The organism is Burkholderia reimsis, from assembly GCF_003294055.1.
In the GTDB taxonomy this organism is placed as follows: domain Bacteria; phylum Pseudomonadota; class Gammaproteobacteria; order Burkholderiales; family Burkholderiaceae; genus Burkholderia; species Burkholderia cepacia.
On record NZ_QMFZ01000007.1, the window covers coordinates 13,785 to 34,163 of the forward strand.

General features: G+C 69.1%; 19 protein-coding genes. 9 read left to right on the forward strand and 10 right to left on the reverse strand.

All coding sequences use genetic code 11. The features are described 5' to 3' along the window. The first annotated feature begins 33 nt into the window (after positions 1-33). The 4 genes from DPV79_RS10635 to DPV79_RS10650 all read left to right on the forward strand — a co-directional run bounded on the left by DPV79_RS10635 (position 34) and on the right by DPV79_RS10650 (position 5,939). Positions 34-474 (forward strand): Rrf2 family transcriptional regulator, encoded by a 441-nt coding sequence (locus DPV79_RS10635; RefSeq protein WP_113045389.1) that lies wholly within the window; start codon positions 34-36, stop codon positions 472-474. Positions 475-724: 250 nt separating this feature from the next. Continuing rightward, positions 725-1,327: a DUF2760 domain-containing protein gene (locus DPV79_RS10640; RefSeq protein ID WP_059687611.1), complete on the forward strand. Its 603-nt coding sequence runs from the start codon at positions 725-727 to the stop codon at positions 1,325-1,327. Next, positions 1,324-3,165: an Hsp70 family protein gene (locus DPV79_RS10645; RefSeq protein ID WP_113045390.1), complete on the forward strand. Its 1,842-nt coding sequence runs from the start codon at positions 1,324-1,326 to the stop codon at positions 3,163-3,165. Before DPV79_RS10640 ends, DPV79_RS10645 begins: the two co-directional genes overlap by 4 nt. A gap of 5 nt (positions 3,166-3,170) precedes the next feature. Next, positions 3,171-5,939, forward strand: a complete 2,769-nt coding sequence (locus tag DPV79_RS10650; protein ID WP_113045391.1) for an Hsp70 family protein — start codon at positions 3,171-3,173, stop codon at positions 5,937-5,939. Between the two features lie 130 nt (positions 5,940-6,069). Here DPV79_RS10650 and ctlX read toward each other — a convergent pair whose 3' ends face one another. Next, positions 6,070-7,071 (reverse strand): citrulline utilization hydrolase CtlX, encoded by a 1,002-nt coding sequence (gene ctlX / locus DPV79_RS10655; RefSeq protein WP_113045392.1) that lies wholly within the window; start codon positions 7,069-7,071, stop codon positions 6,070-6,072. Between the two features lie 59 nt (positions 7,072-7,130). Beyond that, complete coding sequence (locus DPV79_RS10660; RefSeq protein WP_060086399.1) at positions 7,131-8,210, reverse strand: ornithine cyclodeaminase; 1,080 nt, start codon at positions 8,208-8,210, stop codon at positions 7,131-7,133. Positions 8,211-8,507: 297 nt separating this feature from the next. Here DPV79_RS10660 and DPV79_RS10665 point away from each other — a divergent pair, with 297 nt between their 5' ends. After that, positions 8,508-8,939, forward strand: coding sequence for an Lrp/AsnC family transcriptional regulator (locus tag DPV79_RS10665; protein WP_113045393.1), 432 nt, complete (start codon positions 8,508-8,510; stop codon positions 8,937-8,939). 59 nt (positions 8,940-8,998) lie between these two features. On the opposite strand, the gene DPV79_RS10670 is transcribed toward DPV79_RS10665, so the two are convergent. Genes DPV79_RS10670 through DPV79_RS10685 form a run of 4 tightly spaced genes read right to left on the reverse strand, consistent with a single transcriptional unit; the run spans position 8,999 to position 12,643 of the window. Beyond that, a complete protein-coding gene (locus DPV79_RS10670) occupies positions 8,999-9,592 on the reverse strand; it encodes a peroxidase-related enzyme (RefSeq protein WP_113045394.1) in 594 nt (197 codons plus the stop codon). Next, positions 9,589-10,119 carry a CMD domain-containing protein gene (locus DPV79_RS10675; RefSeq protein WP_021158378.1) on the reverse strand — a complete coding sequence of 177 codons (531 nt, stop codon included), beginning with the start codon at positions 10,117-10,119 and terminating at the stop codon, positions 9,589-9,591. Before DPV79_RS10675 ends, DPV79_RS10670 begins: the two co-directional genes overlap by 4 nt. A gap of 44 nt (positions 10,120-10,163) precedes the next feature. Beyond that, on the reverse strand, positions 10,164-11,597 hold the full coding sequence (locus tag DPV79_RS10680; protein ID WP_113045395.1) for a flavin-containing monooxygenase: 1,434 nt from the start codon (positions 11,595-11,597) through the stop codon (positions 10,164-10,166). Beyond that, on the reverse strand, positions 11,594-12,643 hold the full coding sequence (locus DPV79_RS10685) for a LysR family transcriptional regulator (protein WP_113045396.1): 1,050 nt from the start codon (positions 12,641-12,643) through the stop codon (positions 11,594-11,596). The genes DPV79_RS10680 and DPV79_RS10685 overlap by 4 nt, the downstream gene beginning before the upstream one ends. A 355-nt stretch (positions 12,644-12,998) precedes the next feature. Between DPV79_RS10685 and DPV79_RS10690 the strand changes: the two genes are divergently transcribed. Genes DPV79_RS10690 through DPV79_RS10705 form a run of 4 tightly spaced genes read left to right on the forward strand, consistent with a single transcriptional unit; the run spans position 12,999 to position 17,665 of the window. Beyond that, entirely contained in the window at positions 12,999-14,192 is a 1,194-nt protein-coding gene (locus tag DPV79_RS10690; protein WP_021158383.1) for an ABC transporter substrate-binding protein, read from the forward strand. 34 nt (positions 14,193-14,226) lie between these two features. Beyond that, positions 14,227-16,038 (forward strand): ABC transporter permease, encoded by a 1,812-nt coding sequence (locus DPV79_RS10695; RefSeq protein WP_113045397.1) that lies wholly within the window; start codon positions 14,227-14,229, stop codon positions 16,036-16,038. Positions 16,039-16,049: 11 nt separating this feature from the next. After that, positions 16,050-16,907: an ABC transporter ATP-binding protein gene (locus tag DPV79_RS10700; protein WP_021158385.1), complete on the forward strand. Its 858-nt coding sequence runs from the start codon at positions 16,050-16,052 to the stop codon at positions 16,905-16,907. 29 nt (positions 16,908-16,936) lie between these two features. After that, on the forward strand, positions 16,937-17,665 hold the full coding sequence (locus DPV79_RS10705; RefSeq protein WP_113045494.1) for an ABC transporter ATP-binding protein: 729 nt from the start codon (positions 16,937-16,939) through the stop codon (positions 17,663-17,665). A gap of 157 nt (positions 17,666-17,822) precedes the next feature. On the opposite strand, the gene DPV79_RS10710 is transcribed toward DPV79_RS10705, so the two are convergent. Genes DPV79_RS10710 through DPV79_RS10725 form a run of 4 tightly spaced genes read right to left on the reverse strand, consistent with a single transcriptional unit; the run spans position 17,823 to position 20,379 of the window. Further along, positions 17,823-18,686, reverse strand: coding sequence for a transporter substrate-binding domain-containing protein (locus DPV79_RS10710; RefSeq protein ID WP_113045398.1), 864 nt, complete (start codon positions 18,684-18,686; stop codon positions 17,823-17,825). A 36-nt stretch (positions 18,687-18,722) separates the two neighbouring features. After that, positions 18,723-18,929, reverse strand: a complete 207-nt coding sequence (locus tag DPV79_RS10715) for a hypothetical protein (protein WP_113045399.1) — start codon at positions 18,927-18,929, stop codon at positions 18,723-18,725. Next, on the reverse strand, positions 18,926-19,663 hold the full coding sequence (locus DPV79_RS10720) for an ABC transporter permease (protein WP_113045400.1): 738 nt from the start codon (positions 19,661-19,663) through the stop codon (positions 18,926-18,928). Before DPV79_RS10720 ends, DPV79_RS10715 begins: the two co-directional genes overlap by 4 nt. After that, positions 19,663-20,379: an ABC transporter permease gene (locus tag DPV79_RS10725; protein WP_048020374.1), complete on the reverse strand. Its 717-nt coding sequence runs from the start codon at positions 20,377-20,379 to the stop codon at positions 19,663-19,665. The genes DPV79_RS10720 and DPV79_RS10725 overlap by 1 nt, the downstream gene beginning before the upstream one ends.

Below are 20,379 nucleotides of genomic sequence, written 5' to 3' on the forward strand. Positions count from 1 at the left end.
AACTTCAAAAGTTTCGAGAGAGGGGCGCCGCCCGTGAGAACCGATAGCCGTTTGTCGCGCATGCTGCACGTGCTGATCCACATGGACCAGGCCGACGGCCCGCTGACGTCGGAGACGATCGCGACGATGCTGGGCACGAACCCGGTGGTCGTGCGACGCCTGCTCGGCGGTTTGCGCGACCACGGCTACGTGCAGTCGGAGAAGGGGCATGGCGGCGGGTGGGCGCTGAGCGTCGCGCTCGACGACATCACGCTGCTCGACGTCTATGGCGCGGTGGGCGAGCCGCCGCTGTTCTCCGATCTCGTCACCGACGACGAGGCCGAATGCCTGGTCGAGCAGGCCGTCAACGCGCACCTGTCGGCCACGCTGAAGGAGGCCGAGACGACGCTGCTCGCCCGCTTCGGCGAAGTCACGCTCGGCATGCTGTCGCGCGATTTCGAAGCGAAGGCGGCCCGGCGGCGCAAGCTGCGCTGACGCGCTGCAGCATCGCGGCCGGGCGCGGCCGCCGTGCGCGCCGGCGCGGCCGAAACCGTCGCGCCGCGATGTTCTGTCCCCCAACTTCTGCCCGGTTCGCCCGCCACAGGGCAAAATACGGGTTTTCCGCACCCGCGAGGGCGCGACCGAATCACGCGCCGGGCGGCGGCAGTGCGCAATCCGCACGCCGCCGCCGGGCGCCCAGGCAAGATCGCTCGCCGTGTCGCGAGCCCACAGGAGTCCAGACCTCATGCCCGAATCCAACCTGTCCTTCTTCGGCCGGCTGTCGCTGGCCGTCGGCACGTTCTTCTCCGTGCTCGGCAACCGCGAGTTCGCGGCCGGCGTGCTGCGCGTGCGCGACGGCGCCCCGGCGCCGGTCGCGCCGACCCCGGCCCCGGCTGCCGCGCCCGTTGCGCCGGCCCCCGCACCCGCACCCGCACCCGTGAAGGCGCCGGCGCCCGAGCTGCGCGAAGCGAGCCCGCAGGCCGCGCTGCAACTGCTCGGCCTGCTGCAGCGCGATGCGCGCTTCATCGACTTCGTCGAGGAAGACATCGCCGGTTATGCGGACGCCGAGATCGGCGCGGCCGCGCGCCTCGTGCACGACGGCTGCCGTGCCGCGCTGCGCGAACACTTCACGATCGTACCGGTGCGCGACGAAGCCGAAGGCAGCCGCGTGACGCTGCCGGCCGGTTTCGACGCGACGGCCGTGCGCGTGACCGGCAACGTGGTCGGCTCGGCGCCGTTCACGGGCACGGTCAGCCATCGCGGCTGGCGCGTGGCCGACGTGCGCCTGCCGAAGCTGACGGGCAGCCACGACGCCTCGGTTGTCGCACCGGCGGAGGTGGAACTGTGAGCGATCCGCGTTATTCGATCGGTATCGATCTCGGTACGACCCACTGCGCGCTGTCGTACGTCGACAGCAGCACGAGCGACGGCGAAACGATCACGCAGCAGGTGCTGCCGATCGCGCAGTTGACCGCACCGGGTGCGCTGGAATCGCGCGACCTGCTGCCGTCGTTCCTCTACCTGCCGCATGAAAGCGAGCTGACGCAGGGCGACCTGACGCTGCCGTGGACGGCCTCGCGCACGTTCGCGGTCGGCGAGATGGCGCGCACGCGCGGCGCCGGCACGCCGATTCGCCTCGTATCGAGTGCGAAGAGCTGGCTGTGCCACCCGGGCGTCGATCGCCGCGCGGCGATCCTGCCGAGCGATGCGCCGCCGGAAGTGGCGCGCGTGTCGCCGCTCGAAAGCTCGATCCGTTATCTCACCCACCTGCGCGAAGCGTGGGACCACGCGCATCCCGACGCGCCGTTCGCCGACCAGGACGTGACGGTCACGATCCCCGCGTCGTTCGACCCGGCCGCGCGCGAACTGACGGCGGAAGCCGCGCGCGCCGCCGGCTACTCGCGGATGACGCTGCTGGAAGAGCCGCAAGCGGCGCTCTACAGCTGGATCCAGAAGAGCGAAGGCGGCTGGCGCAAGCAGGTGCAGGTCGGCGACCTGATCCTGTGCGTCGACGTCGGCGGCGGCACGACCGACCTGTCGCTGATCGCGGTGGTCGAGCGCGACGGCAATCTCGAACTGCATCGCGTGGCCGTCGGCGAGCACATCCTGCTCGGCGGCGACAACATGGATCTCGCGCTTGCGCACGTGGTCGCGCGCAAGCTCGCGCAGCAGGGCACGCAGCCTGATCCGTGGCAACTGCGCGCGCTGACCTACGCGTGCCGCTCGGCGAAGGAAACGCTGTTGTCCGACCCGTCGACCGACGCGGTGCCGCTCGTCGTGCCGAGCCGCGGCTCGAAGCTGATCGGCGGGTCGATCCGCACGGAGCTCACGCGCGCGGAACTCACGCAGACGATCCTCGAAGGCTTCTTCCCGCAGGTCGACGCAGCCGCGCGCCCGGTGAGCCGCGCACGCGTCGGCCTGACGCAGCTCGGCCTGCCGTATGCGCAGGATGCCGGCATCACGCGCCATCTCGCGGCGTTCCTCGGCCGCCAGGTCGCGGCGCTCGACTCGCTCGAGGGCCTGCAGCGCACGCTGCCGCAGGGCGCGACGTTCCTGCATCCGACCGCCGTGCTGTTCAACGGCGGCGTGTTCAAGTCGACGCTGCTCACGCAGCGCGTGCTCGATACGCTCAATAACTGGCTCGCCGCCGAAGGCGCGCCGCCCGCCCGCCTGCTCGAAGGCGCGGATCTCGATCTCGCGGTCGCGCGCGGCGCCGCGTACTACGGCTACGTGAAGCGCGGACGTGGCGTGCGCATTCGCGGCGGCACGGCGCGTGCGTACTACGTCGCGATCGAATCGGCGATGCCCGCGGTGCCGGGGCTCGAGCCGCCGGTGCAGGCGCTGTGCGTCGCGCCGTTCGGGATGGAGGAAGGCTCGGACGCGGCGCTGCCGCCGCAGGAGTTCGGCCTCGTCGTCGGCGAACCGGTGCAGTTCCGCTTCTTCGGTTCGTCGGTGCGCCGCCAGGACCAGGTCGGCACGCTGCTCGACTACTGGTCGCCGGAAGAGCTGCAGGAGCTCGAGGAAATCCAGGCGACGCTGCCGGCCGAAGGGCGCACCGTCGGCGAGGTCGTGCCCGTGAAGCTGCATGCACGCGTGACCGAAGCCGGCACGCTCGAACTCGAGGCGATCCCGAGCGGCACGAACGAGCGCTGGAAGGTCGAGTTCGACGTGCGCGGCGCCGCCTGAGCGCGATGAAGCGCTATACGGTCGGGATCGACCTCGGCACGAGCAATACGGTCGTCGCTTACGTCGAGGCCGGTTCCGACGCGATCCGCGTGTTCGACGTCGAGCAGCTGGTCGGCCCCGGCGCGGTGGCCGCGCAGCCGCTGCTGCCGTCGGTGCGCTATCACCCGGCGGCGGGCGAGCTGCCGCCGGACACGTTGCGGCTGCCGTGGTCGGTCGCTGCGAAAGCAAACGCAAACGCAAACGCGAACGCGAACGCGGCCGCCGATCCGCCGGCCGTGATCGGCCGCTACGCGCGCACGCTCGGCGCGCAGGTGCCGGGCCGGCTCGTCACGAGCGCGAAGAGCTGGCTGTCGCACGCGTCGGTCGACCGGCTCGCGGCGATCCTGCCGTGGGGCGCGGCCGACGGTGTCGACAAGGTGTCGCCGGTCGACGCGAGCGCGAGTTATCTCGCGCACGTGCGCGATGCGTGGGACGCGCGTTTTCCCGATGCACCGCTCGCGAAGCAGGACGTGATCCTGACGGTGCCCGCGTCGTTTGACGACGGCGCGCGCGCACTGACGGTCGAGGCCGCGCGACGCGCGAAGCTGCCCGCGCTGCGGCTGCTGGAAGAGCCGCAGGCCGCGTTCTACGACTGGCTGTACGGCCAGCGCGACATGCTGCGCGACACGTTTGCCGCCGCGCGGCGCGTGCTGATCTGCGACGTCGGCGGCGGCACGACCGACCTCACGCTCGTCGATGTCGCGCCGGGCGACGACGGCGAGCCCACCTTCACGCGTGTCGGCGTCGGCAACCACCTGATGCTCGGCGGTGACAACATGGACCTCGCGCTCGCGCGCCTGGTCGAGACGCGGCTGACCGAGCCCGGCACGCGGCTGTCGGCCGCGAGCCTGTCGCAGCTCGTCGAGCGCTGCCGCGCGGCGAAGGAGCGGCTGCTCGGCGACGATGCGCCGGCGTCGGTCACCGTCACGCTGCTCGGCGCGGGCAGCAGGCTCGTCGGCGGCGCGCGTTCGGCCGAGCTGACGCGGCAGGAAGTCGAGCAGATCGTCGTCGACGGGTTCTTTCCGCAGGTCGAAGCCGGCGAGCTGCCGCGCCGTGCGCGCGCCGCGATCGTCGAATTCGGTCTGCCGTATGCGAGCGACGCGGCCGTCACGCGGCATGTCGCCGCGTTCCTGCAGCGCCATGCGGAAGGCCCGCTACCCGACACGCTGCTGCTCAACGGCGGCGTGTTTCGCGCGGGCGCGCTCGCCGGCCGTCTCGCGCAGACGCTCGGCGCATGGCGCGGCGCGCCGCTCGACGTGCTGCACAACGCGCACCCGGACGTGGCCGTCGCGCGCGGCGCGGTCGCGTACGGGCTCGCGCGTGCCGGGCATGCGCCGCGCATCGGTGGCGGGTCCGCGCGCAGCTATTTCCTCGTGCTCGACGACGGCGCGGCCGATTCCGCCGCGCGCGGCGTCTGCCTGCTGCCGCGCGGTGCGGAAGAGGGCCGCGAGATCCGGCTCGACGATCGCACGTTCGCGTTGCAGCTCGGGCAGCCGGTGCGTTTTCACTTGATGTCGACCGTGGCCGAGACCCCGTACCGGCCCGGCGATCTCGTCGATCTCGACGGCGGCGATTTCGTGCGGCTGCCGCCGATCGCGACGGTCGTCGACGCGAAGGCGGGCGGCGACGCACGCGAAACGCCGGTGAAGCTCACCGCGTCGCTGACCGAGGTCGGCACGCTCGAGATGCATTGCATCGCGACCGACGATGCGGCGCGCCGCTGGAAGCTCGAATTCCAGCTGCGCGGCGATGCGCCGGTGCACGGCGACGACGCCGCGCCCGCGCGACATCCGCGGCTCGATCAGGCGATCGAGCTGATCGAGCGCTCGTTCGGCAGCAAGGCTGCAGGTGTCGCGCCGAAAGACACGCGCCGGTTGCGCGCGCAACTCGAACAGGTGCTCGGCGCGCGTGAAGCGTGGGACGTCGCGCTCGCGCGCGAGCTGTTCGACGCGCTGCTCGCGCGCGCACGCCGCCGCCGCCGTTCGGCCGATCACGAGCGTGCGTGGCTGAACCTTGCCGGGTATTGCCTGCGTCCGGGTTTCGGTCATCCGCTCGATGCCTGGCGCATCGAGCAGCTGTGGCCGCTGTTCGACGACGGGATCCAGTACGTGACCGACGGGCAGGTGTGGTCGGAGTGGTGGACGCTGTGGCGGCGCGTGGCCGGCGGCCTCGACGACGATGCGCAGACGCAGGTGCGCGACGCGATCGCGTTCCTCGAACCGTCCGACGACAGGCGGCGCAAGCTGCCGTTCGATCCGGGCAAGGTCGGCCCGGCGGACATGACGCGGCTGTCCGCGTCGCTCGAACGGCTGCCCGTCGAGCGCAAGGTCGAACTGGCCGAACGCCTGATCGCGCAATTGCAGAAGCCTGCCGAGCGTGCGCTGTGCGCGTGGGCACTCGGGCGCATCGGTGCGCGCCGGCCGTTTTACGGCAGTGCGCACAGCGTCGTGCCGGCGGAAGTCGCCGGTGGCTGGCTCGATGCGCTGTTCGCGCTCGACTGGAAGCAGGTCGAGCCGGCCGCGTTTGCCGCTGCGCAGATTGCGCGGATGACCGGAGACCGTTCGCGGGATTTGCCGGACGTGACGCGCGACGCGGTAATCAAGCGCCTGTCGGCCGCGAATGCATCGCCGGCGTGGATCGACATGGTGCGCGAAGCGATCGCGTTCGACGAAGCCGATACGGTACGCGTGTTCGGCGAGACGCTGCCGGCCGGGTTGAAGTTGCTGGCGGGGTGAGCGGCGCGGTGACGCGATGGTATCGTCGGGATACCTGAGCATGCCGTCGATGCTCACGGATTCGACGACCTTGAAAAAACGGCTGCCGATGCATCGGCAGCCGTTTTCGTTTGTACGGATCGTGCGGCGGTCAGACCTGCGCCATCGCTTCACGCAACGATGCGGTCGACTCCACGGCGATCGCGTCCGGCGCAACGGCCCGCCGCGCGAGATGAATCCCGGCGAGCATGCAGCGCACCGACCCGCCGGCCAGCTCGATCGTCGGCACGTCGAGCGGCAGCAGCCGCGCGGAGCGCTCGATCACCGTGCGCTGGTCGCGCGTGAGGCAATCGAACGCGCGCCGCGACAGCGCGAGCACACGCCCGTCCTTGCCCGACAATTCCAGCGTATTGCCCGCGAAATTCGCGATCTGCGATGGATCGAGCGCGATCACCGCGCGCCCCGTTTCGGTCAGGCGTTGCGCGATTTCTCCGCGACGCCGGCTGTCGGCGATCAGGTCGAGGCCCACCATCGCGAATTCGGTGGCGACGCTCATCATCACGTTCGTGTGATAGATCGCGCGCCCGTCGGCATCGGCCGTGTCGAAGCAGATCGGCTCGAAATTGAAATGCGTGCAGAAGCGTTCGAGCGCGACCGGATCGGCGCGGCGCGAGCGCGCGGTGTAAGCGATCCGCGCGACGTGGTCGAGCACCATCGCGCCGGTGCCTTCGAGGAACACGTCGTCGTATTCGAGGCCCGAGTAGTCGATCACGTCCTGCACGCGATATTCGGCCTTCAGCATCTCGATCACGTCCGCGCGCCGTTCGCGGCGGCGGTTCGGGCTGTACATCGGATACAGCGCGATATGGCCGCCCGGATGCGTCGAGAACCAGTTGTTCGGGAATACGGAGTCGGGCGTGTCGCGCTCGCCGTGGTCGTCGAATACATGCACGCGCACGCCCGCATCGGCGAGCGTCTGCGCGGCGGCCGTGACTTCGTCGCGCGCGGCGGCCGATACCGACGGCAGGTCGGGCGTGCCGTTGCCGGCCGTGCGCTGGAAGGCGTTGTCGGCCGCGGTCTGCGGGTTCGGCAGGAAGCGGTGCGGCCGGATCATCACGACGGCGGCCGGCGCCTGGATCGATACGAGATTCATGACAGGCAGGAACGAAGGGCAGGAAAACGGGCGGCGCACCGGCCGCCCGGGTATCGCGGTCAGCGCGCGAACGCGGCGACGGCTTCGGTCACGTATGCCGCGTGACCCTGCGCGATCGCGGCCGGGTCGTCGATCAGCGCGAACAGGTTCTTCGGGTCGACGGCCGGCGGAATCAGCGCGATCTCGACGCCCGCGTTGTGCTGCTGCGCGAGCGCATACAGGTAGCGCAGCGCCGAATAATCCTCGAGCGCGAAGCCGACCGAGTCGAACACCGTGACTTCGTCCGCGCGTTCGCGGCCGGTCGTCTCGCGTTGCAGCACGCGCCACAGCTCGGTGACGGGGAAGTCGGCCGGCATCTGCTGAATCTCGCCCTCGATGCGCGACTGCGGCTCGAATTCGACGAACACGCGGCCCGCATGCAGCACGCCCGCTTCGAGCTCGGTCTTGCCCGGGCAATCGCCGCCCACGGCGTTCAGGTGCATGCCGGGCTCGATCATGTCGGCCGTGACGATCGTCGCGTATGCCTTGTCGGCGGTGACGGTCGTCACGATGTCGGCGCCGCGCACGGCGTCGGCGGTCGATGCGGCACGCACGACGCGCAGTGCCGGGTACGCGGCGAGGTTCCGCACGAGCTTGTCGGTCGCGCGCGGATCGACGTCGAACACGCGGATTTCGTCGATGCCGAGCAGCGTGTGGAACGCGATCGCCTGGAATTCGCTCTGCGCGCCGTTGCCGATCAGTGCCATCGTGCGCGCGTCGGGGCGGGCGAGTACCTGGGCGGCGAGCACCGACGTGGCGGCCGTGCGCAGCGCGGTGGTGAGCGTGAGTTCGGCGAGCAGCAGCGGGTAGCCGGTGTCGACTTCGGCGAGCGCGCCGAACGCCATCACCGTGTGCATCCCGCGCGCGGCGTTGACGGGGTGGCCGTTCACGTACTTGAACGCGAACAGCGACGCGTTCGCGACGGGCATCAGTTCGATCACGCCGTCGCGCGAGTGGCACGCGACGCGCGGCGACTTGTCGAAGTCGGCCCAGTGCAGGTAATCGGCGCGCAGCGTGTCGACGAGTTCGCGCAGGAACGTCGTGACGCCGGTTTTGGCGATCAGTCGGGCGGTGGCGGGAACGTCGAGGAAGCGGGTCATGCGTCTGTCTCCAAGTTCTCAGTGCCGGTACGGATGTCCCTGGCGTTCTGGTCGACCGGGCGGTGCTTCGGCGCGGCTCGGGCTTGTATGGAAAGCGGCGGCGCGGCGTGTCCGGCCGGTCGATACGTCATTATTTCCGCGAGTCGAGCCAACAAAAAGACAGCAAAAGTGGCAGATTTATCGATAGACTTGGCAGAATGCCAACACGATCCAGCACTTTGACAGGTTTCGCTGGCGCAGAATGCGCAGCCTCCGGCACGCTGGCGGCCGGTTCACGTTCAACAGGAAGCTCCGCCCATGATCACGCTCGACGATGTCGACCGGCAGCTCATCGCGCTGCTGCGCGACAACGCGCGACTGCCCGTCGTCGCGCTGGCGAAGGAACTGCGCGTCGCGCGCGCGACCGTGCAGAACCGGCTGACGCGGCTGGAGAAAAACGGCGTGGTCGTCGGTTATACGGTGCGGCTCAAGCCGGCGGCGGAACGCCACCGGATCCGCGCGCTGATGTCGATCGCCGTGCAGGGCAACCGCGGCGCGGAAGTGGTGAAGGTGCTGCGCGGGCATCCGAACGTGGCGTCGATCCACAGCACGAACGGGCGCTGGGATCTCGTCGCCGAGCTGCATGCCGATTCGCTCGAGCACTTCGATCGTGTGCTCGGCGCGATCCGGTTGATCGACGGGATCGCGAATACCGAGACGAGTATCCTGCTGTCGACGCACAAGGCGTGACGCGGGCGGCGCCTGCGTCAGCCCGTGTTCGGGTTGGGTCGGGCGTCAGGCGCCAGGCATCAGACGAGTGACGCCGGTTCCGGAAACACCGGCTCGCCCAGCGTCAGCATCAACCGGTTCGCCCACGCGAAGATCGCGACCGCGTGCGACAGGTCGAGAATCTCCTCATCGGTCAGCCCTTCGGCTTGCAGCGCGGCGATATCGCGCGCGTCGACCGTTTCGGGCCGCTCCGTCAGCGCGATCGCATAACGCACGATCGCGCGTTCGCGCGCCGTCGTGCCGGCCGTCGCCGGATCGTCGAATACCTGCTCGATCGCGTCGGTGCGTTTCGCGAGCTGCGCGAAGCGCTGCGCATGCACGGATGCGCAATACACGCAGCCGTTCACGCGCGACACGGCCGTGCTGGCGAGTTCGCGCTCGGCGCGCGACAGCCCGCCGGGGCCGTACATGATCGCGTTGAACACGCCCGAGCGTTGCCGCAGGATCTCGGGCAGATGGACGAGCAGCAGGTAATAGTCGGATGTCTTCGCTTGCGGGTGGCTCGCGTCGAGCACGGCCAGCTGCTCGGGCGTCGCGGCATCGAGCGAAACGGTGTCGAGCCAGGCGCGCCAGCCGAGCGTGTCGGACGTGAAGCCGTGGGCGCTCGTCGTCATGCGGCCTCCGTTGCAGTGCGTGCCTGAAGCGCCTGCGCTGCAACGGCGACGCGCAACTGGTACGCGACGAACGCCACGAGCTGCGACAGCGCGACGATCGCGGGCGTCGTGAGCCCGGCCGACTTCAGCGCGTCGAGATCGGACGGGCGCGCATCGACAGGGGCGAGCGTCAGCAGGCGTGCATGCGCCAGGATCGCGCCGATGCGTCGAGGCAGCGCATCGAACGCATCGGCATCCGCGCGTGCGATATCGTCGAGCGTGCCGCCCGCGTCGATCAGCCGCGCGCGATAGGTGTCGGTCAATGCCGGCGCCTTCGATTTGTGCGCGACATACCGGGCCGTGTGCAGTCTTTCGATCAACGAAAGATCGGGCAGCGCGGGATCGAACAGGGCAGCCTCGCTCAGCCGCGTATGAAGCAGCACCTTCTCGCGTGCGCGGCGCAGTGCGGCGATCGCGTCGCCGTCGTGCAGGCCGGCCACCGCATCGATCGTGTCCGGCGCATCGGCCGGCGTGATGGATTCAGTCATCGTTCAGGATTCCTTCGTCGTTTATGTGGTCGATGGGCGAGCGCTCATGCATCGGCGTCGCGCCACTCGTCGCCTTGCAGTTCCGCGTTCGCGTATGCGACGAGCGCGTCGTAGTGGCGATCGCGATCCGCGTCGAACAGCCGGCTCGCGATGCCGCGCGCGAGCCGCTCGGCGCCCGCGCTGATCGCCGGGATATCGCCGGACAGCTTGCCGTGGCTCAGGCTCGCCGCATGGTTGAAGCAATGGATTCGCGTGACGGCCGGGCATGCACCGGGCTCGCGTTCCTGGAACGAGAATGCGGGGCCGAGATCGGGCGATTCCGCGAGTTCGTCGAGCCACAACCCGGGTGCCGGCCGATAACGATCCTTCCAGCGCCGCACGTGCGAGCCGAACGACGCGAATTCCGCGCGCGTCGTCCAGTCCGAATGAAAGCCCGTCGCGAAGATCAGGAAATCGACGGTGTAGCGCCCGCGCGGCGTCGTCACGTCGAGGCCGTCCGCATGTTCGGCGAGCGTCTCGATCGGGCTGCCCGCATGAAAATGCGCATGCTCGTGACGCGACACGCGCAGCACGCTGTCGCGCGGCGGCGGCGTCTGCGACGTCAGCGCGTAGTGCATGAAGCGCCATTTCGTCGCGTCGTCGAGATCGGCATAGCCGTGCACGAGCCCCGGGCTGCCGATGCCCGTCAGCTTGTTGATGCGCGGAATGTCCGCGCGGCGGAAGAACAGGTCGACGCGCGCGGCGCCGGCTTCGAGCGCGGTACCTGCGTTGTCGAACGCGGACGCGCCCGCGCCGACCACGCCGATGCGCTTGCCCGCGAGCGCCGCGAAGTCGATCGGCTCGGACGAATGGGCCCAACGCGCGCGCGGCGCGCGGTGCGCGACGGGCGGCACGTAAGGGCCGCCGAGCCCGTCGCGGCCGGTCGCGAGCACGACGTGCCGCGCGAGCAGCGTCTGCGCTTCGCCGTTGCCGCGCACGTCGAGCGCGAGCAGGCCGTCGTCGCGCGGGCGCAGCGCGACGAGCGTGGTGTCGTTGCGCACCGGCAGGTCGAGCACGCGCCGGTACCAGCGCAGGTAATCCATCCATTGCGTGCGCGGAATCTTGTAGAGCGCGTCCCATGCATCGCGGCCGTATTGCGCTTCGAACCAGGCGCGGAACGTCAGCGCGGGCAGGCCGAGCGCAGGGCCCGCGAGCTGCTTCGGCGAGCGCAGCGTGTCCATCCGCGCGAACGTGACCCATGGCCCTTCGTACCCCGCCGGCGCGCGGTCGATCACGCACTGGTTGTCGATGCCGAGCAGGCGCAGTTCGGCGGCAGCCGCGAGCCCGGCCATGCCGCCGCCGACGATCGCGACGTCGAGCACGCGTGTGCCGTCGGCCTCGCGCGGCGGCACCCACGACGGCGCGGGCAGGTCGAGCCAGCGCAGGTCTTGAGCGAGCCGGGTTTCGAGTGCGTGGAGTGCATCGGGGAGCATCGTCATGCGGCCTCCGGGCGCGTGCGGCGCGATCGTGTCGTGCGTGGCGGGCTGGAAGGGCGTGAAGGATTTGAAGGATTCGAAGGACGTGACGGGCGCCCGGCACGCAGCCGGTCGCCGCGCAGCAGCGCGTCGTGCGCGGCGGCGTCGTGAAAGATCACGTCGTCGAGCAGTGTGCGCGTCGTCTGGTGCAGCGCGTCGAGCAGCGCATCGACGGCCGCCGTGCGCGCCTTGCCGGCCGGCGTCGCGACGCCGAACGCGAACGGGATGTCGACGTCGAGCGGGCGGGCGACGACGCCGTCCACCGGCAGTGCGACACCGGTGGCCGGATCGACGATGCCGATGCCGATGCCGGCACGCGCGGCCATCACCGCATTCAGCGACGCATTGGTTTCGATGAAGACGCGTGCGTCGACCCGCGCGGCCGCGAATGCCGCATCGATCCGCTGGCGCAGCCGGTGCCGGTTCGCGACCGTCACGATGCGGCGGCGCGCGAGATCGCGCAGCGCGATGCGCGGCTGCGCCGCGAGCGGGTCGCCGGCGGGCAGCACGGCGACGCAGGGCGTCTGCGCGATCCAGTGCACGTCGAGCCCCGCATGCGCCATCGGCAGCGTGACGACGCCGATGTCGGCCGTGCCGGCCAGCACCTCGTGCACGACATGCTCGGCCGATTCGCTGCGCAACTGGTAGTGCGGCGCCTGCGCGCCGTCGGGCAGCGCGGCGAGCGCGGCCGGCACGAGCGTTGCCGCGAGCGAAGGCGTCGCCGCGATGCGCACGGGTTCGGCGGTTTCGTCGCCGAGCGCCCGTGCGCGTGCCTCGATCGCACGCAGGCCGACCAGCGAGCGCTCGACTTCCTCGTAGAGCAGGAAGGCACGCCGCGTCGGCGTGACGCGCGGGCCGTGCCGGTCGAACAGCGCGTAGCCGAGATCGGCTTCGAGCTCCTGGATCTGCCGCGTGACGGCCGGCTGCGAGCGGCCGAGCAGTTCGCCCGCGCCGGTCACGCTGCCGGTCGACATGACCGCGGAAAACGCTTCGAGTTGATGCAGCTCCATGACACCTTCCGATGATGCGATTTGCGCATTGTAGAAGTGTGAGCATGCGTGATTCATATAATGAATTTTGCTATCGACAGCGCGAAAACTGCGAAGCGCAGGATCGTCGCGATGGCCGGACGGGCGCGCGTGCGTGCCGGTGGCGACGCGTGACGTACCGGAAACGCCAATCGAATCAAAACGATGCGATGCGTGCCGCCTCATCGCGCGCGGCAGCGCGTGCAGGCGGCCGTTCGCGGGCGTCGCCGGCTTCGCGCCGCGCCCGATATCGATATACGCAAAACTTCGTTGGATCGTCCTGAACCGGATGGTTACATGCCCTCACTCTTTTCGACTGACTGAAGCTGGGGGACGCATGAACGTTTCGGGGAACGACGCACGCGGCGCATGGCGGCGCGTGCTGGGCACGGTGGCGGCGCTCGCTGCCGCATGGGGCTTGTCGACGGGCGGCGCGCTCGCGGCGGGCGTATCGGGCGAGCCGGTGGTGATCGGCGTGAGCGGGCCGCTCACGGGCCAGGACGCGCAATACGGCGAGCAATGGAAGCGCGGCTTCGATCTCGCGCTCGACGAGATCAACGGCAGCGGCGGCATCCATGGCCGGCCGCTCGCGATCGACTTCCAGGATAGCCGCAGCGACCCGCGCCAGGCCGTCGCGATCGCGCAGAAGTTCGTCGCCGATCCGCGCATCGCGATCGAGCTGGGCGACTTCTCCAGCGCGACGTCGATGGCCGCATCGCCGATCTACCAGCGCGGGCAGCTGATCCAGTTCGGCTTCACGAACTCGCACCCGGACTTCACGAAGGGCGGCGATTATCTGTGGAGCACCGCGCTGAGCCAGGCCGAGGAGCAGCCGCTGCTCGCGCGCTACGCGGTGAAGGAGCTCGGCTTCAAGCGGATCGCGGTGCTGTACCTGAACACCGACTGGGGGCGCACCAGCAAGGACATCTTCGCGAAGGCGGTGGCCGGGCTCGGCGCGCAGGTCGTCGCGGCCGAAGGCTACCAGCCGGCGGAGAAGGATTTCCGTTCGACGCTCGTGCGCATCGGCGAATCGAAGCCCGATTCGATCGTGCTGATCTCGTACTACGCGGACGGCGCGCAGATCGTGCGGCAGGCGCGCACGTCGGGTGTCACGCTGCCGATCGCGGCGGTCGGCTCCGTGTATTCGCCGAAATTCCTCGAGCTGGGCGGCGCGGCCGTCGACGGTGTGTATACCGAATCGAACTTCTTCCCGGCCGAACCGCGCCCCGAGGTGCAGGCGTTCGTGCAGCGCTATCGCGCGAAATTCCATGCCGATCCCGATTCGTTCGTCGCGCGCGCATACGACGCGCTGATCCTGTCGGCGGAAGTGCTGCGCCGCTACGGCACGACGCGCCAGGCCGCGCACGACGGCTTCGCGAAAATCAGCGACGTGCCGAGCGTGATCTTCGGCAAGGTGCGCTTCGATCCGCAGACGCGCCGCGTCGCGGGCGCGCGCACCGTGTATCTCGTCGTGAAGCAGGGGCAGTGGGCGCTGTGGGACGGCGCGAAACCGCAGCTCGCCGCGCGCTGACCCTGAACCGCATGCACGTGACGGACGCATCGTGATGGCTTCCTGGCTCGACTACACGCTCAACGGCCTCATCGTCGGCAACATCTACGCGCTGCTCGCGGTCGGGCTCGCGTTGATCTTCGGCGTGTCGCACCTGATCAACTTCGCGCATGGCTCGGTGTACATGGTCGGCGCATTCATCGGCTGGCTGTGCCTGACGCGCTTCGGGCTGCCGCTGCCGGTCGCGCTCGCGGCGGTCGTCGTCGGCTGCGGCGCGCTCGGCGTCGCGATCGAGCGGATCGGGTTGCGACCGCTGCGCCACGCGGCGCGCATCGCGCCGCTGCTCGCGACGATCGGTATCAGCTTCATCCTCGACCAGCTCGCGCAGCTCGCCTTCGGCGCGGACCCGCGCGCGGTGCCGACGCCGCTGCCGGACTGGCATCTGCGCATTGCCGGCGCGACGCTCGGCTCGCTCGACCTGCTGATCGCGGGCATCGGCATCGCGGCGGCCGCGCTGCTGTACGGCTTCCTGCGCTTCACGCGGCTCGGCTGGGCCGTGCGCGCGACCGCGCAGGATCGCGACGCGGCGCTGCAGATGGGCGTCGACGTCGACCGCGTGAACCAGACGGTGTTCGCGATCGCGTGCGCGCTCGGCGGTGTGAGCGGGCTGCTGGTCGGCATGTACTACAACAGCATCGATCCGGCGATGGGCTTCCAGGCGACGCTGAAGGGCGTCGTCGCGCTGCTGATCGGCGGGCTCGGCAACGTGCCGGGCGCGATCGCCGGCAGCCTGCTGCTTGGCCTCGTCGAGAGCTACGGCGTCGCGCTGTTCGGCACGAGCTACCGCGACCTGTTCGCGTTCGGGCTGCTGATCGTGTTCCTCGTGTGGCGGCCGAACGGCCTGTTCAGCGGGAACCGCGCGCTGCCGCCCGAGCCGATGACGGGTACCTTCCTCGCGGCCGCGAAGGCCGTGCGCGTGCCGCGTCCGGTGCTCGTCGCGCTGATCGCATTGGCCGCCGTGCTGCCGTGGCTCGGCGCGTCGCCGTACGTGCTGCAGACGCTTACCAACGCGTGGCTGTACGGGCTGCTCGCGCTGAGCCTCACGCTCGTCGCGGGCACGGTCGGGCAGATCTCGCTCGGCCACGCGGCGCTGCTCGTGATCGGTGCGTATGCGTCGGCGCTGCTGTCGTCGGATCTCGGCTGGTCGCCGGCCGTGACGATCCCGTGCGCGGGTGTCATCACGGCCGTGCTCGGCACGCTGCTCGTCTATCCGGCGTTTCGCTTGCGCGGGCACTACGTGTCGATCGCGACGCTCGGCATCGGCGAAGTGGTGAGCCTCGTGATCCTGAACTGGGATGGCCTCGCGCGCGGCCCGCTCGGCATCACCGGCATCGCGCCGCTGCCGTGGGCGAGCACCGCGCGCGCCGCGTACTGGTTCACGTTCGCGGTGCTCGTCGGGTTCGCACTCGTGCAGGTGCGGCTGCTGCGCTCGCATCTCGGCCGCACGCTGCGCGCGGTGCGCGAGGATGACGTCGCCGCGCGCGCACACGGCATTGCGCCGAACCGCTACAAGGCGATCGCATTCGCGGTCGGCGGCGTCGCGGCCGGTGTGAGCGGCGGCATTGCCGCGCACCTGTACAGCTACATCAATCACCAGACCTTCGATTCGCAGGTGTCGATCCTCGCGCTGACGATGGTGATCCTCGGCGGGCTCGGCAACGTGCTCGGCGGCATCGTCGGCGCGATCGCGCTGATCGGGCTGCCGGAGCTGTTCCGCTGGGCGGCCGATTACCGGATGCTGATCTATGGCCTCGTGCTGCTGCTGCTCGTCCGGTTCCGGCCGCAGGGCCTGCTCGGCACGGTGTGAGGAGGAACGCGATGACCACCAATCGACCCTTGCTCGACGTGCAGGGCCTGACGCGCCGCTTCGACGGCGTGACCGCGCTCGACGGTGCGAGCCTGACACTCGCCGACGGCGAACTGCTGAGCGTGATCGGCCCGAACGGCGCGGGCAAGTCGACGCTGTTCAACCTGATCGCGGGCGCTGACCGGCCCGACGCCGGCCGTGTGACGTTCGACGGCCGCGACATCACGGGCACGGCGCCCGAGCGCCTCGCGGCGCTCGGCATCGCACGCACGTTCCAGCACGGCCGCGTGTTCGGCAACCTGAGCGTGCTCGACAACGTGCTGATCGGCGCGCATGCGCGGCTGCGTGCGGCGCGGCCGGGCTGGCCCGCGCTCGGCGCGGCGGCCGAGGTGTGGCGCGCGCTCGTGCGGCCCGCATCGGTGCGGCGTGAGGAAGCCGCGCTGCGCGACGAGGCGCGCGACATCATCGCCGGGTTCGGCGAACGGCTCACCCCGCGCATCGATCATCCGGCGCACAGCCTGTCGTATGCGAACCGGCGGCGCGTGGAGATCGGCCGCGCGCTCGCGCTGCATCCGCGCCTGCTGCTGCTCGACGAACCGACGGCCGGGATGAACGAGACGGAGACGGCCGAGATGCTGCAACTGATCCAGTCGCTGAAGGCGCGCGGCCTGACGATCCTGCTGATCGAGCACAAGCTCGAACTCGTGATGCGCGTGTCCGACCGCGTGATGGTGCTCGACAACGGCGTGAAGATCGCCGAAGGCGCGCCGCGTGACGTGCGGCACGATCCGCACGTGATCGAGGCATACCTCGGCCGCCGCCATGCGGGCGGCACGCCGGCCGACCGGGCGGCGCAGGCAGCCGCATGACCGACACTTCTTCCGGATTGCGAATGAACATGACCGATGCGCTGCTGAAACTCGAACACCTCGACACGTTCTACGGGCCCGTGCAGGTGCATTTCGACGTGAACTTCGAAGTCGGTCGCGGCCAGATCGTCAGCCTGCTCGGCGGCAACGCGAGCGGCAAGTCGACCACGATGAAGCTGATTCTCGGGCTGATGCGGCCGAAGCGCGGCGTCGTGCGCTTCGACGGCGACGACGTGACGGCGCTCGCGACGCCGCAGCGCGTGCGGCGCGGGATCGCGGCCGTGCCCGAGGCGCGGCGGCTGTTCGGCGACATGAGCGCGCGCGAGAACCTGCTGATGGGCGCGTACACGCGCGGCGACCGCACGGCGGTGGCGGAGGACTGCGAACGCGTGCTCGACCTGTTTCCCCGCGTGCGCGAGCGGCTGACGCAGCGCGCGGGCACGCTGTCGGGCGGCGAGCAGCAGATGCTGGCGATGGCGCGCGCGCTGATGGCGCGACCGAAGCTGATCTGCATGGATGAACCGACGATGGGGCTGTCGCCGCTTTACGTCGACAAGGTGCTCGAACTGATCGACGCGATCAACAAGCAGGGCGTGACCGTGTTCATGGTCGAACAGAACGCGAGCCTCGCGCTGGAGATCGCGCATTACGGGTACGTGCTGCAAACGGGGCGCGTCGTGCTCGAAGGCCCGGCGAGGGCGCTGCTCGACGACGAGCGGATCAGGGACGCGTATCTCGGCGGCGAGGTCGCGGCCTGATCGCGCGATCAGGGCCGGGGGCGCGGCGGTGCATGGCCTGGAGAGATGGCCGCACAAATTCGGACAACCGGATAAGTGGATCGGCGCCGCCCCTCGTAAGCGGATCGCAAGCGCGGCGGCTGTGCCGCGCCGAGCTGTCATGCCGCTTCGAAATCCATCATCGAGCCGGGGTTGTGTCGAATCCTATCCATTTCATGGATAGCTGCCGCGTCACGCCTTCGGCGATGGTTGCGCCGATGGCCTGATCGAACATCTTCAGCAATGCCGTATCACCCTTGCGCATACCGAGCGATGCGCCCGCCCCGAATACGCCGCCGGACAATTGCGGCCCCGCCATCGTCAGGCGGGCGTTCGCCGGCTTCTTCATCGCGCCCTGCATGTAGGTCATCGACACGAGCGTGATGTCGATGCGTCCGGACAGCAGATCGAGGTCGGCTTCCTCCGGGGTCTTGTACTCGCGAACGGTCACGTCGCCTTTCAGGTACCGTTCGACGAACGCGCTTGCCACGGACGCTGTCTGAACGCCGATGATCCTGCCCGCGAGCCGCGGCTTGATCGCGTCGACGAATCGCCGCAGGCCGGTGTCGTCCTTGTCCAGCCAGAGGATCGTTCCGTCGCCCGGCAATTTCGCAAGCGGGCTGGACTTCAGGGTAACGAATTTGCTTCCGATCGAGCTATAGGGCTCCGAGAAGGCGATCGTTTCACGTCGCTTCGGCGTGGCCGAGAGGCCGGACATCAGAACGTCGACCTTGCCGGAAAGCAGCGAAGGAATCAGGCTGTTGAACGGGATGACGACCAGTTTGCACTCGACCTTCATCTTCGCGCACAGAATCCTGTAGTAGTCGATTTCGTACCCGGCCAGCGAGCCGTCGGGGTTGGTGAAGTTGTATGGCCGGAATGCCCCTTCCGTGGCGATCGTGACGGTTTTCCACGGATGGTCCTCGGCTGAAGCGGAGGTGGGCGCGAGCAGTGCGGCAGCCAGCAGGGATGCCGCGGCGGCAAGGGTTATTTTCGCTTTCATGGGGAAGTCCTCTTTTTACAGGGCGGGGGCCGCCGGCTATCGATGGTTGGAGATGAACGGCCGGAATCGCGCGGATCGGCTGCGACCGAACGACTGGTCAGGTGTCCTGTCGTCGTCGATGACTTTGTCTTCGAGGGCGTCGAGCGTGACGCCTTTCGGAACCTCGTGGCGACCAAAGTTCTTTTTCAGCTGATCGACCCGCAGCGCCACTTGCGCGTCGTTCCTTGTCGATGTTCCGTTCATCCTCGATCCTCGAATGGCGCGACAGCGGTAGGTTCGATCGGGTCAAGTCGCATCGGACGCGAATCCGGGCGCAAGGCTGTCTCGATGCGTGCGACCAGCATGGTCAACAGCAGATTCAGCGTGAGATAGATCGCGCCGGCAATGACAAATACGTCCAGCGTTCGATAGGTCTCGCCGATAATGCGGGCGGCGATGCCGGTGACCTCCATCAACGTGATGATGGAGACGAGCGACGTCGACTTGACCATCGTCACGACTTCGTTCCCGTATGCCGGCAGCGCCTGACGCAACGCCAGCGGCAGCACGATGCGGCGCCATCGAAGCAGGAACGGCATGCCGCATGCCTGAGCTGCCTCGATCTGCCCGTGGGGTACCGACAACAGCCCGCCGCGGATGATCTCGCCCGAATACGCAGCGGTACACAGGCTCAGCGAGAGCAGCGCGCAGTAGTACGGTTCCCGGAGAAACGGCCACAGAACGCTCTCCTGGATCCACCGAAACTGTCCCGGGCCGTAGTAGATAAGGAAGATCTGCACGAGCAACGGTGTGCCGCGGAACACGAATATGTAAGCGCCGGCCAGCGCATTCAGCGGGGCGCTTCCCGATACGCGCATGGCTGCGAGCATCACGGCAAGCATCAGGCCGGCCATCAGGCTGGCCGAAGCGAGCTGCAACGTCAGCGGGACGCCTCCAAGCAGCGCGAGGAGGGTGTCGTAGGTGAACTGCAAGTCCATTATTGTCGCCTCACTCCACGCGAATAGAAGCGCTCGGCGGTGCGGAGCCCTCGCCCGGTACATGCCGAGATCGCGAGGAACAGGAGCGCCGCCGCCAGGAAAAAATCAAACGGCATGCCGGTGGCGTTCGCGCCGATCTGCGCCTGGCTCAGGAGATCGGCCACGCCGGTGACGGAGATCAGCGCCGACGCCTTGAGTGCCATTTGCCAGACGTTGCCGATGCCCGGCATGGCGTGGCGCAAGATCAGCGGGATGAGGATCCGGCGCAAACGCAACATGCGCGACATCCCGCATGCCACAGCCGCTTCGATCTCACCCTTGTTCACGGCGTTGTGCGCGCCGCGGAAGACTTCCGTGAGCTGGGCACCCGATGTGATTCCAATGGCCAGCACGCCCGCGATGGTTCCCGGAATGCCGACGAAACCGCTGGCTCCCAGCCACTTTCCGATCTGGGTCAGCGCGGTGCTGCCGCCGAAATAGAACAAATAGATGACCAGCAGTTCCGGAATGCCCCTGAGGACCGTCGTGTACGCCGTGGCCAGCACCCGCTGCGGCTTGCGCCCGCCGATCTTGGCCCAGCAGCCGAGCGCGCCGAATGCGCCTCCTGTCAGCAGGCCGCAGACGGCGACCGCGAATGTCGTGCCGGTGCTGGCCAGAAGCAGCCGGCCCCACCCCTGGCTCGAGAAGCCGAAGATGTCGAAGATGGACTGTTCCAT

Bases quoted from the DNA above. Each gene is read 5' to 3' on its own strand.
- DPV79_RS10640 (WP_059687611.1), top strand. From the start codon at position 725: ATGCCCGAATCCAACCTGTCCTTCTTCGGCCGGCTGTCGCTGGCCGTC.
- DPV79_RS10650 (WP_113045391.1), top strand. From the start codon at position 3,171: ATGAAGCGCTATACGGTCGGGATCGACCTCGGCACGAGCAATACGGTC.
- ctlX (WP_113045392.1), bottom strand. From the start codon at position 7,071: ATGAATCTCGTATCGATCCAGGCGCCGGCCGCCGTCGTGATGATCCGG.
- DPV79_RS10660 (WP_060086399.1), bottom strand. From the start codon at position 8,210: ATGACCCGCTTCCTCGACGTTCCCGCCACCGCCCGACTGATCGCCAAA.
- DPV79_RS10665 (WP_113045393.1), top strand. From the start codon at position 8,508: ATGATCACGCTCGACGATGTCGACCGGCAGCTCATCGCGCTGCTGCGC.
- DPV79_RS10670 (WP_113045394.1), bottom strand. From the start codon at position 9,592: ATGACGACGAGCGCCCACGGCTTCACGTCCGACACGCTCGGCTGGCGC.
- DPV79_RS10675 (WP_021158378.1), bottom strand. From the start codon at position 10,119: ATGACTGAATCCATCACGCCGGCCGATGCGCCGGACACGATCGATGCG.
- DPV79_RS10680 (WP_113045395.1), bottom strand. From the start codon at position 11,597: ATGACGATGCTCCCCGATGCACTCCACGCACTCGAAACCCGGCTCGCT.
- DPV79_RS10685 (WP_113045396.1), bottom strand. From the start codon at position 12,643: ATGGAGCTGCATCAACTCGAAGCGTTTTCCGCGGTCATGTCGACCGGC.
- DPV79_RS10690 (WP_021158383.1), top strand. From the start codon at position 12,999: ATGAACGTTTCGGGGAACGACGCACGCGGCGCATGGCGGCGCGTGCTG.
- DPV79_RS10695 (WP_113045397.1), top strand. From the start codon at position 14,227: ATGGCTTCCTGGCTCGACTACACGCTCAACGGCCTCATCGTCGGCAAC.
- DPV79_RS10700 (WP_021158385.1), top strand. From the start codon at position 16,050: ATGACCACCAATCGACCCTTGCTCGACGTGCAGGGCCTGACGCGCCGC.
- DPV79_RS10705 (WP_113045494.1), top strand. From the start codon at position 16,937: ATGACCGATGCGCTGCTGAAACTCGAACACCTCGACACGTTCTACGGG.
- DPV79_RS10710 (WP_113045398.1), bottom strand. From the start codon at position 18,686: ATGAAAGCGAAAATAACCCTTGCCGCCGCGGCATCCCTGCTGGCTGCC.
- DPV79_RS10715 (WP_113045399.1), bottom strand. From the start codon at position 18,929: ATGAACGGAACATCGACAAGGAACGACGCGCAAGTGGCGCTGCGGGTC.
- DPV79_RS10720 (WP_113045400.1), bottom strand. From the start codon at position 19,663: ATGGACTTGCAGTTCACCTACGACACCCTCCTCGCGCTGCTTGGAGGC.
- DPV79_RS10725 (WP_048020374.1), bottom strand. From the start codon at position 20,379: ATGGAACAGTCCATCTTCGACATCTTCGGCTTCTCGAGCCAGGGGTGG.